19 protein-coding genes are annotated in these 20,233 nt (G+C 62.0%); 5 read left to right on the top strand and 14 right to left on the bottom strand.

Features of this window, described 5'->3' with window-relative positions; all coding sequences use genetic code 11:
* Window positions 1-22: 22 nt before the first annotated feature.
* Window positions 23-298, bottom strand: coding sequence for a hypothetical protein (locus tag AYM40_RS21905; RefSeq protein WP_063498373.1), 276 nt, complete (start codon window positions 296-298; stop codon window positions 23-25).
* 218 nt (window positions 299-516) lie between these two features.
* On the opposite strand from AYM40_RS21905, the gene AYM40_RS21900 reads away from it, so the two are divergent.
* The gene (locus tag AYM40_RS21900; RefSeq protein WP_007178724.1) at window positions 517-720 is read left to right on the top strand and encodes a cold-shock protein; all 204 of its coding nucleotides are present in this window, start codon (window positions 517-519) and stop codon (window positions 718-720) included.
* Window positions 721-831: 111 nt separating this feature from the next.
* Here the strand turns inward: AYM40_RS21900 and AYM40_RS21895 are convergent, their stop codons facing one another.
* Window positions 832-2,454, bottom strand: coding sequence for a methyl-accepting chemotaxis protein (locus tag AYM40_RS21895; RefSeq protein WP_063498372.1), 1,623 nt, complete (start codon window positions 2,452-2,454; stop codon window positions 832-834).
* A gap of 267 nt (window positions 2,455-2,721) precedes the next feature.
* Between AYM40_RS21895 and AYM40_RS21890 the strand changes: the two genes are divergently transcribed.
* Complete coding sequence (locus AYM40_RS21890) at window positions 2,722-3,156, top strand: PaaI family thioesterase (RefSeq protein WP_063498371.1); 435 nt, start codon at window positions 2,722-2,724, stop codon at window positions 3,154-3,156.
* Between the two features lie 138 nt (window positions 3,157-3,294).
* Here the strand turns inward: AYM40_RS21890 and AYM40_RS21885 are convergent, their stop codons facing one another.
* From AYM40_RS21885 to AYM40_RS21845, 9 genes are all read right to left on the bottom strand, one after another.
* Window positions 3,295-4,143, bottom strand: coding sequence for an ureidoglycolate lyase (locus AYM40_RS21885; RefSeq protein ID WP_063498370.1), 849 nt, complete (start codon window positions 4,141-4,143; stop codon window positions 3,295-3,297).
* A gap of 71 nt (window positions 4,144-4,214) precedes the next feature.
* The gene (locus AYM40_RS21880; RefSeq protein WP_063498369.1) at window positions 4,215-4,958 is read right to left on the bottom strand and encodes an SDR family oxidoreductase; all 744 of its coding nucleotides are present in this window, start codon (window positions 4,956-4,958) and stop codon (window positions 4,215-4,217) included.
* A gap of 66 nt (window positions 4,959-5,024) precedes the next feature.
* A complete protein-coding gene (locus AYM40_RS21875; RefSeq protein WP_063498368.1) occupies window positions 5,025-5,855 on the bottom strand; it encodes an amidohydrolase family protein in 831 nt (276 codons plus the stop codon).
* Window positions 5,856-5,862: 7 nt separating this feature from the next.
* On the bottom strand, window positions 5,863-6,903 hold the full coding sequence (locus AYM40_RS21870) for an aldo/keto reductase (RefSeq protein ID WP_063498367.1): 1,041 nt from the start codon (window positions 6,901-6,903) through the stop codon (window positions 5,863-5,865).
* A 127-nt stretch (window positions 6,904-7,030) separates the two neighbouring features.
* Window positions 7,031-8,344 carry a UxaA family hydrolase gene (locus AYM40_RS21865; RefSeq protein WP_063498366.1) on the bottom strand — a complete coding sequence of 438 codons (1,314 nt, stop codon included), beginning with the start codon at window positions 8,342-8,344 and terminating at the stop codon, window positions 7,031-7,033.
* Window positions 8,345-8,386: 42 nt separating this feature from the next.
* Window positions 8,387-8,731 (bottom strand): UxaA family hydrolase, encoded by a 345-nt coding sequence (locus AYM40_RS21860; RefSeq protein ID WP_420488500.1) that lies wholly within the window; start codon window positions 8,729-8,731, stop codon window positions 8,387-8,389.
* A gap of 25 nt (window positions 8,732-8,756) precedes the next feature.
* Window positions 8,757-9,812, bottom strand: a complete 1,056-nt coding sequence (locus AYM40_RS21855) for an ABC transporter permease (RefSeq protein WP_063498365.1) — start codon at window positions 9,810-9,812, stop codon at window positions 8,757-8,759.
* Window positions 9,802-11,400: a sugar ABC transporter ATP-binding protein gene (locus tag AYM40_RS21850; RefSeq protein WP_236721056.1), complete on the bottom strand. Its 1,599-nt coding sequence runs from the start codon at window positions 11,398-11,400 to the stop codon at window positions 9,802-9,804. Before AYM40_RS21850 ends, AYM40_RS21855 begins: the two co-directional genes overlap by 11 nt.
* Complete coding sequence (locus tag AYM40_RS21845) at window positions 11,397-12,446, bottom strand: sugar ABC transporter substrate-binding protein (protein WP_063498364.1); 1,050 nt, start codon at window positions 12,444-12,446, stop codon at window positions 11,397-11,399. The genes AYM40_RS21850 and AYM40_RS21845 overlap by 4 nt, the downstream gene beginning before the upstream one ends.
* Window positions 12,447-12,857: 411 nt before the next feature.
* Between AYM40_RS21845 and AYM40_RS21840 the strand changes: the two genes are divergently transcribed.
* Window positions 12,858-13,643 (top strand): IclR family transcriptional regulator, encoded by a 786-nt coding sequence (locus AYM40_RS21840; protein WP_063498363.1) that lies wholly within the window; start codon window positions 12,858-12,860, stop codon window positions 13,641-13,643.
* Between the two features lie 76 nt (window positions 13,644-13,719).
* The gene (locus tag AYM40_RS21835) at window positions 13,720-14,265 is read left to right on the top strand and encodes a hypothetical protein (RefSeq protein ID WP_063498362.1); all 546 of its coding nucleotides are present in this window, start codon (window positions 13,720-13,722) and stop codon (window positions 14,263-14,265) included.
* Between the two features lie 124 nt (window positions 14,266-14,389).
* On the opposite strand, the gene AYM40_RS21830 is transcribed toward AYM40_RS21835, so the two are convergent.
* A complete protein-coding gene (locus AYM40_RS21830; RefSeq protein WP_063498361.1) occupies window positions 14,390-16,894 on the bottom strand; it encodes a GNAT family N-acetyltransferase in 2,505 nt (834 codons plus the stop codon).
* A gap of 353 nt (window positions 16,895-17,247) precedes the next feature.
* On the opposite strand from AYM40_RS21830, the gene AYM40_RS21825 reads away from it, so the two are divergent.
* The gene (locus AYM40_RS21825) at window positions 17,248-18,183 is read left to right on the top strand and encodes a LysR family transcriptional regulator (protein WP_082855236.1); all 936 of its coding nucleotides are present in this window, start codon (window positions 17,248-17,250) and stop codon (window positions 18,181-18,183) included.
* Window positions 18,184-18,242: 59 nt separating this feature from the next.
* Here AYM40_RS21825 and AYM40_RS21820 read toward each other — a convergent pair whose 3' ends face one another.
* Window positions 18,243-19,112 carry a nucleotidyl transferase AbiEii/AbiGii toxin family protein gene (locus AYM40_RS21820; RefSeq protein WP_063498360.1) on the bottom strand — a complete coding sequence of 290 codons (870 nt, stop codon included), beginning with the start codon at window positions 19,110-19,112 and terminating at the stop codon, window positions 18,243-18,245.
* Window positions 19,100-20,164: a type IV toxin-antitoxin system AbiEi family antitoxin gene (locus AYM40_RS21815; RefSeq protein ID WP_236721055.1), complete on the bottom strand. Its 1,065-nt coding sequence runs from the start codon at window positions 20,162-20,164 to the stop codon at window positions 19,100-19,102. Before AYM40_RS21815 ends, AYM40_RS21820 begins: the two co-directional genes overlap by 13 nt.
* Window positions 20,165-20,233: the final 69 nt, after the last annotated feature.

Here is a 20,233-nt window from a genome sequence, read left to right as displayed (position 1 = left end):
TAAAAGCCGACTGGCCGGTCAATCAATATTCTTCGCGTTGCCAAGGTCCCCAATCGGCGTCGGCAGTTTTAAATCGCGTGTAGGTCGCGCTTTGTCCGGTGGGGGTATCCGATGTTTCGCCGTGCGGCTTTTTGTCGGTGGTATGAAGGGCAAAAGCCTGATGGTCTTCGGTATTGACCGTGATGCGGCCGACCGGGTCCGGGGCGCCTTCTTGAGGTGATTCCGACTCCAATATCGCGAGATAAGGGGTCAAACGACTCCAGAATGAGGTGAGTTCATCTTGCAAATAATGTGTCAATGTTTTTCCTGGAAGAGTAATACAAGCAGTTTACCCTACCGGCTGGAGCACCCTGCAAAATGCTTTCCGGGCCTCAAAAGGGCCCAATCAGGGGAATACCCGAATACTGGTTGATTGGCGTCCATCATAAAGACGTGATACAACTCTCACTTCGCGCTCGATCTCACGTTGAGAAATAGCGGTCGCGAATGCAACACACAACATTTATTGGATCAAAAATGGCAACAGGTACTGTGAAGTGGTTTAACGATGCAAAGGGCTTTGGCTTCATCACGCCGGACGACGGCGGTGAAGATCTCTTCGCGCACTTTTCGGAAGTTCAAGGCAGCGGCTTCAAGTCCCTGCAGGAAAACCAGAAGGTGACGTTCGAAGTTAAGCAAGGCCCGAAGGGCAAGCAGGCTGCGAACATCCAGCCGGCCTAAGTACCTTCCGGTACTTGAAGCACCCTTAGGCGCTCGCGCCTAATGCAAAATGGCCCGCTTTCGCGGGCCATTTTCTTTTGCAGATGCCTTCTTTTAGAGCGCTCGCGTGGCTCAAATCGCCCGCATCCCCGACAGCGCAAACGCCGCCGTCTGGCCGCCCGCTTCCCCAAATTGTTGCGTCCGCAACACAGTTTCAGAAATTTCGAACACGGAAACGGCCTGCTTCAATTGCTGCGTCTGCTGATGCAGCGAGGCTGCCGCCGCGGCTGCTTCCTCGACGAGCGCCGCGTTCTGCTGCGTCATCTCGTCCATCTGCACCACCGCCTGGTTGACCTGCTCGATGCCCGTGCTCTGTTCGAGCGACGACGCGCTGATCTCGGCCATCATCTGCGTGACGCGCGAGATCGACGCCGAAACGTTGCGCATCGCTTCGCCCGCATGTTCGACCAGCGCCGAACCGCCCTGAATCTCGGCGACCGACTCGCTGATCAACGTCTTGATTTCCTTGGCCGACTGCGCGCTGCGCTGGGCCAAGCCACGCACCTCGCCCGCCACCACGGCAAAGCCACGACCCTGCTCGCCGGCGCGGGCCGCTTCGACGGCCGCGTTCAGCGCGAGGATATTGGTCTGGAACGCGATGCCGTCGATCACCGAAATGATCTCGGCGATCTTGTCCGAGCTTTGCGCGATGCCGCGCATCTTGTCGACCACCTCGTTGACCACTTCGCTGCCGCGCGAGGTCGCGTCAAGCGCGGTTTCGGCGAGCGCATTGGCTTCGCGGGCATGATCGGCGTTCTGGCGCACCGTGGCGGTCAATTCCTCCATGCTCGACGCGGTTTCTTCGAGCGACGCCGCCTGGTTTTCCGTGCGTGCCGACAGATCGGCGTTACCGGTGGCGATTTCGTCCGCGCCGAGGTGAATCGAGTCGGCGGATTCGCGCACGGTTTGCACGGTGCGCGCCACACTGGCCTGCATTTTCGCGAGGCTCGAGAACAGGCGGCCGATCTCATTGGTGCCGCGCGAGGCGATCGGCTGGTCGAGACGCCCTTGCGCGATGCGGTCGAAGTGACGGCCGGCTTCTTCCAGTGGCGCCACTACGCCCTTGCGGAGCGCCGCGTACACACCGAACGTGCCCGTCACCAGTAGTACCAGGATCGCGATGCTGACGGCGCGGAACGTCGCCATGCGGGTGTCGATCGAATCGATCGATGCATGGCTCGCAGCGGTGCCGAACTGCACGAAATTATGCGACTCGGCGAGATAGGCGTCCTGCAAGCCTTGGGTCGGCTGGTCCAGAAACGCTTGAATATTGTTCGAGTCGAGAAACTGCACCAGTTCCGAAAGCGCGTCGTGCAGCTTTTTGTAGCGCTCGGCCAGCGCGGTGGCGCGCGCGGTGTTTTCGTCGCTGGTCTTTTGCGCGCTCATGAACGCGGTGAAGGACTGATCGGCGGCCGTCAATTGTTCGCGGGCGTGCTGCACGATGTCGGCCGGCTCGGCGCCGCCGCGCACCATGCGCGTGCCGGCGCGCGACAGGTTGATGCGCGCATCCATCAGACGCTGGGTCGTTTCATTGACCGCGTCCACCTGCTTCAAGGCGATGTTCGACAGATCGCCCACGTCGTCGTGCGTGCGCGTGAGCGACCAGAACCCCAAACCCACCGTGACCAGCTGGAAAACGCAGAACGCGGCCAGGACACACAACAGGCCGGATGCGACCTTGATCTTGCTGAACATCGTGAACACCTAAAGCAAAGAATGACAGGAGCTACGTCAGGGTTAACGGCAAGGCCGAACTTTGCTTGAGATCAATGTCATCAAAAATCGTCTTATGTCCCCTTTTCATCGGTCAACTCCGCAATTCCAATCATTTTTCACAACAATGTCGCGCAGATATTTTGGATTCACCTTGACGCGATGCATCGGCGCTTCCTAGAGTGGGTAGGGACTGCACAACGCACGCCGGTGCAGATGCCACTGCGGGCGACGCCCGAAGGAATCACGATGACCGACATCCTCGACCGGGCGCGCGGCGCACTGCATGCCCAGCCGTTCAGCATGCTGCTAGGCGCGGAGCTGATGCACACGGGCACCAACGAACTGACGCTCTGCCTGCCGATCCGCGACGAGTTGCGGCAACAGCATGGCTTCGTGCATGGCGGCGTTATCAGCTATCTCGCCGACAATGCGCTGACGTTCGCCGGCGCGCTGTCGCTGGGTCCGAAAGTCGTGACCGGCGAGTACAAGATCAACTATCTGCGGCCGGTGGTGAACGGCACGCTGATCGCGCGGGCGAAGGTCGTCTACGCGGGCCAGCTTCAGGCAACCTGCCAGTGCAACGTGTATGTGATGGACGGTGGCCGCGAGAAGCTCGTCGCTGTTGCACAAGGCACGATTAATCGCATCAGCGAGAACGGCGAGCACGAACCGGCGGGCTGAACGACAAAAGGCCGTTCCAGCGTCGCTGAACTGCACCCCAAATCGTTGGACAGGTGTCCAACTTTGCGGGGTCAGTTCACACGCGGGAACGGCCTCTTCACTTTTCGCATCGGCAACGCTTTCCAACAGGCGGGCGAATCACTCCGCCGCGTAAGTCTTCTGCGTCTGCTCGCCGAGACCTTCAACACCGAGACGTATCGTCTGGCCGGGCTTCAGGTACACCGGATTCGGCTTCACACCCATGCCGACGCCCGGCGGCGTGCCGGTCGAAATCACGTCGCCCGGTTGCAGGCTCATGCACTGCGACACATACGACACCAGCTTCGCCACGCCGAACACCATCGTCTTCGTATTGCCGTTCTGATAGCGGTGGCCGTCCACTTCGAGCCACAGATTCAGATTCTGCGGATCGGCCACTTCATCGCGCGTGACGACCCACGGACCGATCGGGCCGAACGTATCGAAGCCCTTGCCCTTGTCCCATGTGCCGCCGCGTTCGGCCTGCCATTCGCGTTCCGACACGTCGTTAATCACGCAGTAACCAGCGACATAGTCGAGCGCGTTCGCTTCGTCGATATATTTCGCCGGCTTGCCGATCACCACGCCGAGTTCGACCTCCCAGTCACACTTTTTCGAGCCGCGCGGAATTTCGACGCCGTCGTTCGGGCCGCAGATCGCGCTCGTCCATTTGTTGAAAATCACCGGCTCCGAGGGCACCGGCAGATTCGATTCGGCCGCGTGGTCCGCGTAGTTCAGCCCGATGCAGACGAACTTGCCGATCTTGCCGACGCACGGCCCGATGCGCGGATTGCCTTCCACGACCGGCAGCGAAGCCGGATCGAGCGCGCGCAGTTTGGCGAGGCCTTCGTCAGTCAGCGCGGCGCCGTCGATATCGCCAACCACCTTCGACAGATCGCGAATCTTGCCCTGCGCGTCGAGCAGGCCTGGCTTTTCCTGGCCTTTCGGCCCATAACGAAGCAGTTTCATCGTTGCACTTCCCTTTATGTTCAGTGATGTTCGGTTCGTGTGTACCGGTTTGCAGTGAGCAGCCGTGTGCGTCAGTTCGACCAGCCGCCGTCGATCACGTGCGCATGACCGGTGGTGAACGACGATTCGTCAGACGCGAGATACAGCGCCAACGCGGCGATCTCTTCCGGCTTGCCGATGCGGCCCATTGGCTGACGCGCGACAAAGGCCGCCTGCACGGCCTCGAGCGTCGCGCCTTGCGCTTTGGCCTGCTCGACGATCCGTTGTTCGAGCGACGGTGAAGCCACCGTGCCCGGGCAGATCGCGTTACAGCGTACACCACGCGTGATGAAGTCTGCAGCGACGGACTTGGTCAGCCCGATCACCGCGGCTTTCGACGCGCTGTACGCAAAGCGGTTGGGCACGCCCTTCACGCTCGATGCCGCCGACGACATATTGATGATCGACCCGCCGCCCTTCTCAAGCATGGCGGGTAAAAACGCGCGGATCATGCGATACATCGCCTTCGCATTCAGGTCGAAGGCAAAGTCCCAATCTGCTTCGCTGCATTCGAGGATCGAACCGGCGTGCACGAAGCCCGCGCAGTTGAACAGCACGTCGATCGCGCCAAGTTCGGCCGCCAGCGCCTTGATCGCCGCGTCGTCGCGCACGTCGAGTTTGCGCGCTTCGACCGGCTTGCCGGCGAGTCCGTCGATGCGGATATCGGTGGCGATCACGCGCGCGCCTTCGCGCGCGAACAGCTCCGCGGTGGCGAGGCCGATGCCTTGTCCTGCCGCGGTGATCAGGGCCGTCTTGCCGGCCAGTCTTTGTGTCATCTACGACTCCAGTTGAATGGGCTTTCGCTTGTTTTCGTAACTTGTTTTCGTCACGCGCGTATCACATCAAAGGCGATAAAACGCGGCGGCGTTGCCGCCAAAAACTACCTCGCGCTCGTCGTCGCTCAAGGACGCAAGCAAAGTATTCGCCACCGAGTGCCAGAGCAAATAGTCGCCGTTCAGATCGAGCACCGGCCAGTCGCTGCCCCACATCAAACGCGTGGGACCGAATGACTTCAGTAGATGCTCGACATAGGGGTGAAGCGTTTCTTCGGTCCAGCCCGGCGACGCTTCGGTGACGAGACCGGAGAGCTTGCAATGCATTTGCGGCAGTTGCGCAAGCCGCGTAATCGCGTCCGCCCATGTTTGCCAACCCGCGCGGCCGTAGCGGATCGGCGGCTTCGCGCCGTGATCGATAACGATGCGCAACGCGGGAAAACGTGCAGCGAACGTTTCGAAAGGCTCGACGTGCCGCGCGTAAATCAACGCGTCGAACGCGAGGTTGTGTGCAATCAGCGCTTCGATCGCGGGCGCAAGATCCGGGTTTGCAATCCACGTATCGTCCGGTAAGTCCTGCAGCATCGGTCGCACGCCTTTGAATTTCGGCTCCTGCGCCAGCGCTTCGATCACCGCCGGCGCTGTCGGCAGCAGCAACGGCACCCAGCCGACCACACCGGCGATCGACGGCTCATGCCGCGCGATGTCCAGCAAGTAACGTGTTTCGTCGAGAGTCGGCGCAGCCTGCACCACCACTGTCCGCTCGATGCCCGCTCTTTCGCGCAGCGGTTTGAGATCGGCGGGACCGAATGTCCGGTACAGGATTTTCAGCTCCGGCGTGAGCCACTCGTAGTCGCCGCGAGCGGGGTCCCAATAGTGCTGGTGCGCATCGATATGCATCGTCAAATCAATCCTCTGGCGCGGGCGCGCGGCTGTCGAGCAAGCCCTTGTCACGCAACGCGGACCACAAGTCCGCGGGAATCGGCTGCTCGAACGAAGCGGCGTTCTCACGCAATTCGTCGGCACTGCGCGCGCCGGTCAACACGGTCGCGACCGCCGGATGCGCATACGGAAACTGCAAGGCCGCCGCAGCAAGCGGCACGCCATGCACCCGGCACACCGCTTCCAGCCGCGCGACGCGCTCGACGACTTCGCTCGGCGCGTCGCCGTAATTGAATTTCAGATCGCCTTCGACGCCGCGCGCCAGAATGCCCGAATTGAACGCGCCGCCTAACAGGATGCTGACGCCGCGTTGTTCACATGCTGGGAGCAGATCGTCGAGCGTGGTCTGTTCGAGCAGCGTATAACGGCCCGCGAGCAACGCGCAATCGATATCGAATTCAGCCATTGCATCGAGTATTACCGCGCCTTCATTGACGCCGAGCCCAAGCGCCTTGACCGCGCCCGAGGAGCGCAGATTATCGAGCGCACGAAAGCCGCCGCCTTCGGTGAGTTGCCGCCAGTAATGGGGGTTCTTGTCGCCATGCGTGAAGCGGCCGATATCGTGTATCAGAAGAATGTCGATATCGACGATGCCGAGGCGCTGCTGGCTGTCTTCGAAGGAACGCAGAATGCCGTCGTGTGTGTAGTCGTAGATCGCCTGGAACGGCAGCGGGTCTTGCCAGCCTTCGCTGCCATCGTAGGGCGTGGTGCGCGGTACGAAACGGCGCCCGACTTTGGTGGACAGCACGTATTCACTGCGCGGATATCCGCGCAACGCATCGCCCAGACGGTGCTCAGCTTTCGTGTGACCGTAGTGCGGTGCGGTATCGAAGTAACGCACGCCGGCGTCCCACGCAGCGGCGATGGTCGCGTGCGCTTCTTCTTCGGACAGGTCGCGATAGAGGCCGCCCAAGGGCGCCGTACCGAGCCCCAATCCGGTTACCTGCAATGCACGGCGACCGATGTTGCGCCGCTGTTTGATCTTCGAACCGACCTTTACCGTCATGGACCACGCCTCCTTTTTAATACGTGCTGACGATGTTGCCCGCCGCGCCGATGGCAACGCAATTGACGCCCTGATCGCTGCACCGATGGCCGCCGAATCGATCGCGGATTGACCGATGATAGACCGCTCAGTGCGGCTCGATCGCAACAATCCGATGCGGCGGTATAACGCCCGACGGCAAACAAGCCGGGCCCACCGGTTCGAAAGTCTTGTACGTCAGGATAAACTCCTGATGACCGAGCGATTCCGATTTCGACGCCGCACCGAGCGACACCGCCACAGTTTGCTCGAACACTTCGCGGCCGACTTCGTCGAGCGTGCCGCGGCCTTCGAGAATGCGGCCTGCATCGACGTCCATGTCGCCGGCGAGATTGCGATACGTCGCGGGATTCGCGCACACCTTGATAACCGGCGAAATTGCCGAGCCGACCACCGATCCGCGTCCGGTCGTGAACAGAATCACATGCGCCCCGCAGGCGATCAGTTCGCCGATTTCCGCGTTGTCGCTGATGTTCGGAAAGCCGAAGCGCGGTTCGCCGTCTGGTACGACGTCGAGGAGATAGAGGCCGCGTGTCGGCGGAACGTCGCCGGGTTTGACGATGCCGACAATCGGCGATGCACCGCTTTTTGCATACGCACCTAACGATTTTTCCTCTTGCGTGGTGAGGCCGCCATCCGCATTTCCAACCGCAAAGCTGCCGTGCCCAAGAATCGAGTAGTAACGTGCCGCCTTCGCCACGCACGCGACAATTTCATCCCCGAGTTCCGGCCTCGCGGCGCGCGTTTTCATATGAAACTCGCAGCCCACCAGCTCGCCAGTTTCTTCGAATATGCACGTCGCGCCCGCGTCGATCAGATGATCGAACGCGCGGCCCACCGCTGGATTCGCCGTAATGCCGCTGGTGCCGTCCGAACCGCCGCAAATCGTGCCGATCACCAGTTCGCTCAGGGCCATCGGCACTTTCTGCTGCGCGGCGAGTTGCTTGCGTGCGCCGCGAATCCAGTCGATGCCGTATTGAATCGTGCTGCGTGTGCCGCCTTTTTCCTGGATCGTCAGGACTTCGACGGGACGGCCACTCGCACGCACGACGTCCACGAGGTAGTGCTTGTTCATGCTCTCGCATCCGAGCGAGACGAACAGCACCGCGCCCACGTTGGGATGCGTGGTGAGCTGCTCGAGCATCTTTTCGGCGTACCCATTCGGATAACAACCTGGAAAGCCGACCAGATGCACCGGGGGTTCGCGCTCGGCTGAAGGATCGTCGAATGCATCGAGCGGTTCGCGAAACTGCGTGACGATCTCGCGCGCGACGTGATGCGCGCACTCGACCAGATACGCTACCGCGACCACATTGCGGATGCCTTTGCGGCCATCGCTGCGCAGATAACCTTGCAGCGTGGGCCGCTGCAAGGCGGCGGATGCTACGGCAGTGTCAGTCATGGTCATTCCAGCGCGGCACGAGGCCACTTCTTTGTGCTCAACTCAGTGAGGGACGAACTCGTGACCCGCGTCGTGCGTATAAATGGGCAGGTAATCGCTTTCGAGGTTGTGTGTATGCAGATGCGCACCGCGCGCTACCACCTCAGTCACGTGCCCGATCACCGCGCCGTAACGCAGCACCTTGTCGTCCTTCGCGAGTTCATGGCGCGCCACCTTGTGGCCGAGGTCGATCGTTTTAGAGAGCGTCACGCGCTCGCCTTCGATCTCGACTTGCGTGCCCGCATCGAGACGCGCTGCCGCGATCAGGCAGTTATCCATGGGACTGAGCAGGATCAGGCGCGGGTCGGTTTGCAATGTTTGCGACGGTTGCAACGGGCGGCTGGTCAAATGAGTTCTCCGCGATGCGTGCGCATCAGTTGTGGCCTTCGCCACTGGCGAGCCGTGCCACCATCAGCGAGCCGAGGATGATCGCGCCATAGATTGCCTGAACCCAGAACGACGGCACCTGGGCCAGCGTCAGCAGGTTCTGCACGACGCCGAGCAGCAATACGCCGGTGAGCGCACCGAGCATAGTGCCCTTGCCGCCGTCGAGCGAAATGCCGCCAATCACCGCCGCCGCGAACACCGTGAAAATCATGCCGTTGCCCTGATTCGCGTTGATCGCGCCGACATATCCAGTGACGATCAAACCACCCACCGAGGCCAGCATGCTGCCGAGCACGAATACGCCCCACGTTATGCGCTCGACGCGAATCCCCGCCGCGCGCGCCGCTTCCGGATTGCCGCCGATCGCGTATAACGCGCGGCCCAGGCGGTGATAGCGCAGCACGAACGCAGCGATCGCGAATGCGACCGCCGCGAGCCACACGGACAACGGCAAGCCCAACACGATGGTGGTGGCGAGCGAGAAGAACGAAGGCGGCATATCGAACAGCGTGCCGCCTTTGGTCGCACCGACCAGCATGCCGCGCAACACGATCAGCATCGCCAGCGTGACGATGAAGGCGTTCAGCCGCAGACGCACCACAAGAAAACCATTGACGAATCCGATCACCGCGCCGACCACGAGGATGCTCAGCAAGCCCGCAGCCGCTGGCCACTGCATTCCGAAACCCGCGGACGCCGCCGGCATCACCAGCATCGCACCGATGGCGGGCGCAATACCCACCGTCGATTCGAGCGACAGATCGAACTTGCCGGTCAACACGATCAGCGATTCGGCGAGCACGACCAACGCCAATGCCGCGGACGCACCCAGCACGCTGATCAGATTCGCCTTCGTCAGAAAGCTTGGGCTGACAAACGCGCCGATCACGAGCAACAACGCCAGCGCAGGCAGCAACGCCAGGTCGCGCAGCCGCGCGAGTTCGATGCGAGCACGTTTGCCACGCGTCGCCTGAGCGATGGGCTGCAGCTGCGCTTGACCTTGTGCGGTGCCGAATGCAGGGCTGGGCGCACTATTCTTCATGGAGACTGACTCCTTCAACGGATGCGATCAGGTCGTGGTCCTGCCAACCCGCCGGAAATTCGCCCGCGACACGGCCACGGAACATGACAAGCACGCGGTCACAAGTGCGCAGATCGTCGAGTTCGCCGGACACGACCAGCACGGCTTTACCGTCTTCGCGCACACGATCCACGACTGACAGCAACGCTTCTTTCGATTTCACATCGACGCCTGCTGTCGGGTCGATTAGTACGAGTACATTGGGATCGGTGGCGAGCGCGCGCGCCATCACGACCTTCTGCTGATTGCCGCCCGATAGACCTGACACGACATGCGCGGGACCTTGCGCGACGATGCCGAGCGCATCGATCATCTTTTGACCGAAGGCGTTTTTCTTCGCCGGTGACGCAATGCCGAATTTGCCGAGAAGACGCGTAATCGTCATCGAGGCGTTTTCAGCAACCGATTGCGTGAGAACCAGGCCTTCGTGATGGCGATCCTTCGGCACGCAGCCGATGCCGTGCGCAAGCGCAGCAGGGACATCGCCTTGCGGCAGCGTTATGCCATCCACGCTGATCGCACCGCTCCGGGCCGCGCGCAGACCAGCAATCGCTTCAGCCACGCTCGTGCGGCCGCTGCTCGTTGCGCCGGTCAGCCCGACCACTTCGCCACGCTTCACCGTGAACGACACACCTTCGTAATCGGCACCGACCAGATCTTTGACCTCCAGCGCAACAGCCGTATCCGCAGGCAAGGCAGCGCGCGCCGCCGCATCGGCGACGGCAAGACCGCCACGCTCGCCGGTCATCGCTTCGATCAATTGCTCGCGCGGCAACGCGCAAACCGGTGCGCTGACGATATGCCGCGCGTCGCGCAGCACTGTCACGGCCTGGCAGATTTCATAGACCTCTTGCAGATGATGCGAGATGAACAGGAACGTCACGCCTTCGCGCTGCAACTCGCTGATGCGTCGGAACAGGCGCTTGATCTCGTCGCCGTCGAGCTGCGCGGTCGGTTCGTCGAGGATGATGAAGCGCGCGCCGTACGACAGCGCCCGGGCGATCTCCACCAGTTGACGCGCTTCTACACTCAGATCCCCGGCGCGCGCATCTTCGCCTACGTCGATCTTCCAGTGATCGAGCAACGCCCGCGCGTCGCGGCGCATCGCGTGCCAATCGATCACACCGCCGCGCAACGGCTGCCGATTGATGAACAGATTCTCCGCGACGCTCAAATCGCGGATGATCGTGGAATGCTGATAAACGCAGGCGACGCGCTCACGCCACGTATCGCGATCCGCAATCGAAGGGGCTGGCGCGCCGTTGAAACATACCTCGCCGGTATCGGGCTTGCGCAGGCCCGTGAGGATCGACACCAGTGTCGATTTGCCCGCACCGTTGCGCCCGACAAGTGCATGCGACTCGCCGGGCATCACCCGGATGCTGACGTCTTTCAGCGCGGCCGTGGAACCGAAGCGTTTGGTGACCTCAAACGCTTCGGCGACCGGAGGAAGCCCCTGCGCCCCGAAGGAAGTCCCCTTGGGGGACGCCCCGAAGGAAGCCCCATCGGAGGGTGGGACGACCGGCACGGAGGGCGTCGGCTCGCTCATTTAACGGTATTGCCCCACAACGCTTTGTCGTCGACATTCGCTTTCGTGACGAGCGGCGCGGGCAATTGATCTTCGAGAATGCCTGGCGCCAACTGGATGATGTTGCTGCCGTGATCCGTCGGGCCCGGCTTGAAGGTCTGCCCGGCCAACGCGGCCTTGATATAGAAGAGACCGTATTTCGCGTAGGAATCGGCGGGCTGGGAAACAGTAGCGTCGATATCACCGCGACGGATTGCGTCGAACTCCTGAGGAATGCCGTCATTACTGACAATCACGACATGCTTCGCATCGCCGGCCGGAAACAGCATCTGCTTGCGGCGCAGGGTCTGCAGCGTGGGCGACAGATAGACGCCGCCCGCCTGCATATAGATCGCCTTCACGTCAGGATTCGCAGTGAGCAGACTGTCGAGCGCGGTGGCCGCGACATCGCCCTTCCAGCTTGCCGGAATCTCCAGCAACGACAAACCCGGAAAGCCCTTCAAACACGAGCGGAATGCCTCAGACCGGTCACGCCCATTCACCGAAGCCAGGTCACCCATGATCTGCACGACTTTGCCCGACTTCACGTGCTCGCCGATGTACTTGCACGCCTTCTCGCCGTAGGCATGGTTGTCGGCGCGCACCACCATCGCGACCTTGCCTTGCGTCGGCGCGACGTCGACGGCGACCACCGGCACGTTCTTCGCGGCGGCTGCATCGAGTGCGCGGCTGATCGCCGCCGAATCCAGCGGGCCGACCACAATGCCCTTCGCACCGAGGTTCAGCAGGTTGTTCATGTCGGTAATCTGCTGCGCGGGATCGCCGTTCGAATTGACCGGCGCGAGGATATCGATGCCCATGTCCTTCGCGTACTTCGGCAGATAGTTGTTGTACGACTGCCAGAACGGCGACGTGAGGAGCGGCAGACCGAGGCCGATCTTGCCGCCGTCGGCGGCTTGTGCCGCACCACTGACGGCGAGACCGGCGACGCAAGCTGCCGCTGCAACGGCAAATAGCGAACGCTGGAACAGACGGCGAGCCGCGTGCGGCCCTTTTGCGAACGACATGGTGTTGTCTCCTTTGTCGGTCCGGAGTTAGCGCTTTAGCTGTCGATCGGAGTTCGCGTGCCGGCTGGAGTAAGCGCTTTAGCGCTTACTCCAGCCCCATAGCGCGCTACTCCGATTCCATGCAAAGCACTTACTCCGGCCCCATGCAAGGTAAGGCGTTATTGAACTGCGTGAACCTGCCATGCGAGTGGCGGGCACTTCGTCCTGCGCTTTCTTATCGTGTTCGTGTATTGGTGCGATTCAATTCACCAATGAACTCATTATTCATATACAAACTTTACGAAGTCAAGGAATGTGCACTGCACCATGCGTCAGTGTTTCCCCTGGACCCGCGCCATCTCGCACTAGATTCACCCCGCACTTACACTCATGCGCCAGATAATGAGAACAACACTCGGAACCTCGCCCACGATGGACGCAGAAGACAAAGACGACGACCGTTACCGCGCCCCCGCGCTGGACAAAGGCCTCGACATCCTCGAACTGCTCGCCGAGCAGAAGGAAGGGCTGACGCGCGCCGAAATCACCAAGCTGCTGGGACGCAATGCGAGCGAGATGTACCGGATGCTAGAGCGACTGGTCGCGCGGCAGTACGTCGTGCGCTCGGCGGCAGGCGACCGTTTTTCGCTGAGTCTGAAGCTCTATGCACTCGGGCATCGTCATCCGCCGATGAACCGGCTGATTTCCGAGGCGCTGCCGCTGATGCAGCGCTTTGCCGATACAGCCGAGCAATCCTGTCATCTGGTGGTGTACGACCGCGGCAATTTGCTCGTGATCGCGCAGGTGGATGGACCGGGCACGTGGGGTATGTCGGTGCGGCTCGGTTCACGGGTGGGCCTGATCGATACGGGTTCGGGCCGCGTGATGCTGGCGTTCCAAAGCTTCGAGCAGCGCGAACGGATGCTGGCCGAGCACACCAAGGTGAAGGGCGAAGTCACGATCGACCGTGATGCGTTGGAACAGGCCTGCGAGCGGATTCGTGCGGCGGGTTTTTCGCAGAAGGACAGTCAGCAGACGTTCGGCGTGACCGACGTCACGGTTCCGATCCAGGGACCGTCCGGTCAGGCCATTGCGGTGCTGACCTGCCCGTACTTGCGGCGCATCGACGAATACGTCGCGCCGACGTTGGAAGCGGCGACGGCGTTGCTGCGCGAGACGGTGCAGGCGCTGTCGATGTTTCGGGAAGAGGCTGTCTAGCGCACATGGTTTAGAATGGCGACCCCCTCAAAAATCACGCCGCATGGGTCCCCTCATGCGCGCCCATCGATAAGCAATGGCGAAACTTCTGACCGATTCCGAATTCCAGCGTTTTTCCGAACTCCAGCAGAAGCAGTCGAGCTTCACGATCACGCCTGAAGAAGCCGACGAACTGCGCGACATCGTCGCTCATGCGCAAAAGCGCCGCGACGACCGCGCTGCGGCGATGCAAAGCATCGAGACCTTCATTCAGCAATTCGACATCAGCCCGGACGAGCTGTTTTCGGCCGAGCAGATCGGCGACGCCGCGCGCACCTTCGGCCTGATTCCGGCCGCGAAGAAAGAGCGCGTGCTGCCGCCGTCGTTCACGTACAACGGCAAGCCGTATCAATGGACGGCGCGTCCGCTGCCGGACGACATTCGCGTGCCGCTGTTCGACGCTTTCAAGGCGGGTGAATCGGTGAAGTCGTTCATCGCGACGCTGAAGGACGCGAACCGTTGCGCCGCGACGATTGCACGTCTGGAACGCGAGACTGGCGCTGTCTACGCTGAAGCGTTGCTGGAAGAGTTGTCCGTGACCCGCACGCAGGTGGATGAAGCCGCGGCGAAGCTTCCGGCCTGAGGCTCAGGTCCTGGCATCGAGGTCCGCGAATCGCCGCGGACACTCGTCGGCGCGGATGGCCTTGCATTCGGCTGCGGCTCATACCCACGAAGGCTGAACGTGGCAGCAAGGGGCAATTCACCGTTTACCCCTGCGCCGGTTCATCCAGCGCCATTCTGAAACCGACCACGCCCGGATCTTCCGTCGGCGTGATGGTGAAGCCGCAAGATCTGGCTAGCGCGATCATGGGCGCGTTTTCCCGCAACGCCTCGCCGACCAGCCAATGGGTGCCGCGCGCCCGCACGTACTTGATGATGCGATCCATCAGCAATTGCCCAAGGCGCCGGCCTTTCTGGTCGGAGCGCACCGCGGCGGCGAACTCTGCGGTCTCGTTGTCCGGATCGGCCACGGCGCGCACCACGCCGAGCGTACGCGTAAAACCGTCTTCGCTCGTCACTGTCGCGATCAGTGCCATTTCGCGGTCATAGTCGATTTGCGTCATGCGCGCGAGCTGCGAATGATCGAAGCTGCCGACCGCGCCGAAAAAACGCAGCCGCAAATCTTCCGGCGTCATTGATTCGACGAAATCGTGATGCGCGGCTTCGTCTTCCGGACGGATCGGCCGGACCGTCACACGTATGCCCTGCCAGTCGAGCGTCTCCTCGAAGCGGCGCGGATAGGGCACGATCGCAAGACGGCTACGCGTGGGCGCAATGCTCAGGGTCGGCTCGACCACCACGACGTGATCGCTGAACAGGCGCAGCGTCAGCGTGAGCGCGACCAGTTCCTTGACGTCGCAGACTGCTTGCGACAACGCCGTCAAAGCGGCCAATGCCGGCTCCGGCGCGGCCAGCCGCGCGTAGCGCGAGCGCGTGACGATGTCGCGCGCCAGCATTGGGTTGAGCGGCGGCAGGCCGTAGACGCGCAGCGGGTCGGACACGCCGTCCGCGGACGGCGTGGTGAAGCGGAAGACCGGGCCGAAGTTGTCGTCGTCGTGAAGCTCGACGGCGATGTCGACAACCGGCTTACGCGACTGCGCGGCAGCCAGCTCCGCGCAATCTGCTGGGGTCAGCGCTGGCGTTGACTTCAGCGTCGATCCTTGCGCGGCGCCTTGTGCTGGAGCTTCCGTCAACCTTTGCGCAACGCCTTGCGCCGACGATCCTTTCGCCAGATCCCCCCCTTGCGTTTCAACACGCAGTCCAAAACGCTCAAGAAACTGTGCGGCCGCTTCGCCGGTTAGTTGGTGCTCACCTGCGGCGATGGCGGCGCGCGCTTGCGCCTGAGCGGCGTCGATCGCTTCCGGAATCTGTGACGGCAAGCCCTCCGGGGTTTGCATCAGCAACTCGCGCCCCATCCGGTAGTCGACCAGACGCGCAAAGGCGCGCGCAAGCCGCTGCGGCGTCGTATGGACCGGAATGCCTTGCGCATGCAGCGCGTCGCGCGTGGCCGCATCCACGCCGCCGAAAAAGCACGCCAGCAGCCCGCGATACGCGAAGCGCTGATTCGCGATCAATGCCTGCGCGACCTCGCCGACCGGCGCGCCATGCGTCGACGCGTGAACCACGAACGCCGTACCCGTGCTGCGATGCTCAGCGAGCAGCTTGAGCGCGGTGCCGAAATGCTCGGGACGGGCATCGTCGCCGAGCCTTAGCGGGTTGCCGGCCACTGCGTGCGGCAGCGCTTCGCTTAGCGCCGCATCCGCTTCGGCGGGCCACGGCGCGAGCGTGTCGCCAGCGGCGGCGAAGGCGTCGCAGGCGAGCGTGGCGAGGCCGCTGTCGCTGGTGATCAGCGTCGCCATCGCGCCCGCCGCCACCCGGCCCACGCCTAGCGTTTCGATTTCATCGAGCAGATCGTCGAGCGAATCGACGCGCACCATGCCCGCGCGACGAAACGCAGCGGTGTAGAGCGCGTCGGCCGGATCTGCGCGGCCCGAGCGTAATGCCAGCACCGGTTTGTTGCGCGCCGCAGCGCGAGCCGCCGACATGAACTTGCGCGCCGCGCGCACCGTATCCAGCTCCAGAAGGATCGCGCGCGTGCCGGGATCGCTCGCCAGATAGTCGAGCACGTCGCCGGCATCCACGTCGGCTTCGCCGCCTAACGCCACCGCGTGCGAGAAGCCAAGCCCGCGCGCGTGCGCCCACCCGAGCACCGCATTGGTCAGCGCATTCGATTGCGACACCCATGCCACGCCACCCGCCTTTACCGTGCACGACGGCGCGCCGAAATGCGCATGCAGCGCCGGCGACACCACGCCGAGACTGCCCGGCCCGACAATGCGCAGCAAATGCGGCCGCGCCGCCGAGAGCGCGTGCCGGAGCTGCAAGCGGTCCTCATCGCACCGCACCTCGCCGACGATGATCGCCGCGCGCGTGCCCAAGCCGCCGAGTTTATGGATGATGCCGGGCCAGGTATCGGGCGGCGTGCAGATCAGCGCGACGGTAGGCGCTTGCGGCAAATCGCCGACATCGCCGATGACCTTGCGTCCGCCGAGCGTCTCGTATTTCGGATTGACCGGCCAGATGGGGCCGTCGAAGCCGCCTTCCAGCACGCGCGCCCACACCATTGCGCCGGTGCTGCCGGGCCGCTCGGAGGCGCCGATCACGGCGACGGATTTGGGGCGGAACAAGGCGTCTAGGTTGCGAACGGTCACGGGCGCTCCGCAGAGTGGGGAAAGCGCACAGGCGGCGAGGTGCGCGTCTTCGTCAGGATAGGCGAAGTCGAGGGCTTGCGCGGCGGTTCCGAATCTGCGGCGTGACGTAGGCGAGTTTCCACTTGATCCGAGCCAACGCGTTTCGGAATTTTTTTAGCGCACTTAAGCAAAATAACGAGCCGAAATGCGACAATCCTACCGGTGCCGAACAGCCCGTTTGCCTTGAAATGAACGGGCTGATGAAGGTCGGCACGGCGCGTCGGAGACACAACGCGTGCTACGAACTTGGGTTCCGCGTGCGCGCGACAGCCGTCGCACTTGCTCCGGATGAACAGAGAGACAGAAGGTGATTTATGCGGCGCCTGCCCTCGCTGATCGCGTTGCGCTTCTTCGAAGAAACCGCCCGCCACATGAGCTTCAATCGCGCCGCCACTGCGTTATGTGTGACGCAAGGCGCGGTGAGCCGGCAAATCAAGCTGCTCGAGGAATCGCTCGGCGCGAAGCTGTTCGAGCGCGATCACAAAGGTATCCGTTTGACGCAGGCCGGCCTGCAATTCCTGCCCTGCCTCTCTGAAGCCTTCGACACGATCGAGCGCGGCTTCCGTCAGATCAATGCGGCCAAAGGGCGGCGACGTCTCGTCGTCGCCGTGCCGCCCACCTTTGCGACGCAGTGGTTCTCTCCGCGGCTCGGTTCGCTCGGTGACGAATTGCCCGATGTTGAACTGTCGGTTCGCACCTCGCCCACGGAAGACTGTCACTGCAACATCCGTTTCGGCCGCGACGCGCTGGCGAGCGGGCATTCCGAATTGCTGATGACCGAGCGCCACGTACTGGTCGGCGCACCCCATTTGCTCAGCGAATCACTCGACATGCTGCTCGAGCATATGCCCGCGCTGCATGTGCTGCATAACGATGCTCGGCTGGACCTGTGGCCGAACTGGCTGGCGAAGGCGCGCCTGCCCGCACGCTACGCGGAAAACGGCATCGAATTTTCTACGCTGGAGCAGGCGATCCGCGCCGCGCGCAAAGGCGCGGGGCTGGCGGTGGTCGATCGGAACATGATCGTCGAGGAACTGGCGGATGGGAGCCTGGCGCGGTTCGCGGAGATCGAAGTAACCGGGCCCTTCGGGTACTGGCTCGACATCCCGCAGCAGCATGTGGGGCTTGAATATGTGCAGGCGTTTGCCGGGTGGATGCGGGAAGAGGTTTTGCTCCCACAGGTCTCGCACTCGGCTAGCGCTAAGTCATCGCAGTCGAAGGTCGTAACTTCGTCGTCCGGCCTGGAATAATCTCTTGGTCCCGTGGCATGCGTGTCAGCTACGGGTACTCGACAAGGCCGCAGTGGCGCTTACTCACGCAAGTTCAATGCGCGCAAGAGCGCCTCGACCTGCCCAAAAGCGTCCCGTTGCCATTGCTCTGGCGTGCGATCACCGAGGATTTGAGAGTCTTCGACGAATCGCCGGACCGAGGTAGGTCCAAAACCATCGAGGACATCAAACTTCGCTGCGATATACCCGAACCCAACCGCACCGCTTGCGTGGTCGAGAAGAGGGTAACAGGCATCTGCCAAGGCCTCCACGCCTCCCGGATAGTTTCGCACGCAGAAGTAGACGTCATAGGCGTCTTTTTGTTTGAGCCGTCCGTTCAGGGCATACCCCTTCATAGCCAGCAAGGCGGGAATAGAACACACCGCGATTTCGACTTTGTTGGTACCGCCGTTTGGCATCGGACCTGAAATCGCCACCATTTGATAGAAACGCGTCGCGAGGTCGGCGCCGTCTGCGCGCTGGACCGCGAAGTTGTCAATCAGCGGCGGAATGTTCTTTTCGATATCGGCCTGACGCGGCATGAGGAAGTCGACAATGACATCGATCGCCGGACCTTCGTCCGTGGGCGGGACCTGACGAACGAGCTGGAAGCGCCTGAGTCCGTCGCGTTGTTGATACCCGTGACCCATCAGCGCTGCGACGAGGGTGGCGTATTCCTTATCGGCAAGGGCCTCGGCGTTCAGGCTCAAATCGACGTCAATCGTGCCGACGTGTCGCATCTCTTCGCTGTCGAGCAGCAGCCAAGGCACCGCGCCGCCAATGACCGCGAACTTGCCTCTAAAGCTGCCAAGTACCTGGCCAATCTCCACCAGCACGGATTTCACGGCATGGGTGGTGCGATCGTCGTAATCAGCCGCCGACTGCGGCTCCTGTGGAACTAATTCGGCCATGTCATCCTTTCCTGGCGGAGATATTGAGCGGCCTCTTCGCCACGCTCACCGGCAATGCTCAGATCAAGATAGGTCTGAACCGGGCTGGTGCAGATGGCGCCGGGTGCCGGTTCGACGGTGTCCGACAGCACGCCTTCGTCTTTAGGGAGCGTGATCATAACGTTCTCTCCCTTCGCCGAAGGCTCCAGTTTCAGAGCCGTCTTGAGCTTCTCCAGCCCTGCGTGGTTTGCATAGAAGTAGTGGGTACTGGTTCGCGCATAGGGTGCCAACCACTTGGCAGCGGAAAATGAAGCGAAGGCCGCCCAAAGATCCTTCTCGCCATTCCCACTCAGCACGTTGCGCGCGGCATCCTCAAGGGCACTGCCGTGAAGTGTCGTGTAGAAACGCTTGTGCTCGCCGGCTGGCGCTTCATAGCTATCACGCCATGCGTCCAGCAAGAGGTCGGGCTGTGACAAGTAAAGTCCATCGCTGCTCGCCGTGGCCCATTCACGATCCAGCAATCCTGTCCGCACATTGCTGACGTGGCCCAGACTGACGCCCGAGGCTTGCGCAAGCTCGGCAACGCGCCAGATACGTGCAGGCGCGCGCAACATCACTCGAAGCACTTGCGCCGACCGAGGCCTGAATAGGGACTTGAGTTCGCGACGTTCAACGACGGGTTTGACGGAAACTTGACGGTCAATGAAGACACTCCCGAAGGAAATCCGCGCATTGCCCTCCAGGTCGAGATAGCCCACATGGTTTTGTTGACAGGCCTCCCTCGTTGCTGGCGAGAAATAGGGGGCAATGAGAATCGGCACAACCTCTGGTCCGCCCCGGGTTACTTCCTCACGCATCTTCAGTAAGGCGTGGTTGACATATCGCGGCTGCCCGCTGGGCAGGATGTCACAGAACAACTGGTAGGGTTGCTCTGCAGTTTGCAGATGCACGATGAGGTCGACTTCGTGACTGGCGAGCGGGAACTCCCATTGCACGTCACGGATGCCGATGACGGGTATTTGCGAGAGCAAGCTCTCCAAGGCCTCACGACCCTGAAGTTCGGTCCTGTTCATCAATTTGTCCACTTTCAGCATTTGTTGAAACTAGCCTAAATACTGAAATCTGGCAAATTTTTCAATAAA

It is taken from the genome of Paraburkholderia phytofirmans OLGA172, assembly GCF_001634365.1.
In the GTDB taxonomy this organism is placed as follows: Bacteria; Pseudomonadota; Gammaproteobacteria; order Burkholderiales; family Burkholderiaceae; genus Paraburkholderia.
This window is presented reverse-complemented; position numbering and strand designations above follow the sequence as displayed.